This window comes from Mesorhizobium sp. M7A.F.Ca.MR.362.00.0.0 (genome assembly GCF_004023175.1).
Classification (GTDB): domain Bacteria; phylum Pseudomonadota; class Alphaproteobacteria; order Rhizobiales; family Rhizobiaceae; genus Mesorhizobium.
The window spans coordinates 1-1048 of sequence record NZ_RZTF01000526.1 but is presented as its reverse complement, the minus strand read 5'-3'; the positions used below and the strand labels follow the sequence as shown (position 1 = coordinate 1048).

At 64.0% G+C, this 1048-nt stretch carries 2 protein-coding genes; both read left to right on the top strand.

Annotation, left to right across the window (positions count from 1 at the left end):
- The coding region (locus EOC06_RS44265) for a cobaltochelatase subunit CobN (protein ID WP_245470322.1) at window positions 1–195 on the top strand (195 nt) is incomplete at its 5' end.
- Window positions 192–1048 (top strand): precorrin-3B synthase (cobG, locus tag EOC06_RS34440; RefSeq protein WP_128309907.1); only part of this gene is annotated, 857 nt, incomplete at its 3' end. The genes EOC06_RS44265 and cobG, both read left to right, overlap by 4 nt.

The window sequence follows — 1048 nt, the reverse complement described above, 5'->3', positions numbered from 1 at the left end:
GTGCATGATGCCTATCTCGGCGATCCACTGGTCCGCGCCTTCATCCTGCGCGAGAACCCCGCCGCTGCCAAGGTCATCGCCCAGCGCTTCCTGTCGGCGCGCCGGCGTGGCCTCTGGCATCCCCTGCGCAACTCCGTCGATGACGATCTCACCGCCCTGATTGCCGAAGCAGAAGCGCTTGGGGTGGCGGCATGAACGCCTTCTCTCGTCGCGGCGCCTGCCCGGCTTTGTCGGTGCCAATGCAAACCGGCGACGGGCTTTTGGTGCGGCTCAACCCGGTTGCTGGAGGCCCATCTTCTGGAGGCCCGACTTCTGGAGGATTGTCGCCGAAGCTTTTGATCGGGTTAGCCGAATCCGCCTTGCGGCATGGCAATGGCATCATGGAAGTCACCGCGCGCGGCAGTCTGCAGATACGTGGGCTGACGACGGACAGCGCGATGCTGCTGGCGGCGGAGGTCGATGCGCTTGATATCGCGGTGCGCACCGGCGTGCCGGTGGAGACCGGCCCGCTGGCCGGCATCGACCCGCAGGAGATTGCCGATCCCCGGCCACTGGCTGAACGGATCAGGGCTGCAATCGAAGAAGCTGGGCTTGCGCAACGGTTGGGGCCGAAGGTTTCGGTGATTGTCGATGGCGGTGGGCAACTTGGGCTGGATTCGGTGACGGCCGATGTTCGGCTTGCTGCAACGCGCAGTGGTGCGAGAATCCAATGGCAGGTGTCTGTCGCGGGTGACGGGCAGAATGCGAAGCCGCTAGCGTTTGCTGATGAAGGTGCGGCTCGCGACATCGCCGTCGCGGCTCTAAGAATGATTGCCGAAAAAGGCCGTGAGGCTCATGCGAGGGATTTGACTGAGAGGCAGTTGGTGTCTCTGGCGGGTTGGCTATGCTCGACAAGTTTGCGCGAGGCGCCCCCCTCTGTCCTGCCAGACATCTCCCCCTCAAGGGGGGAGATTACGCTGCCACCGATGGTTTCGCCAATCGCCGGTGTTGGTAAGGAAAAGCCGGCGCCTAAGCTGCCGATCTCCCCCCCTGAGGGGGAGATGTCCGG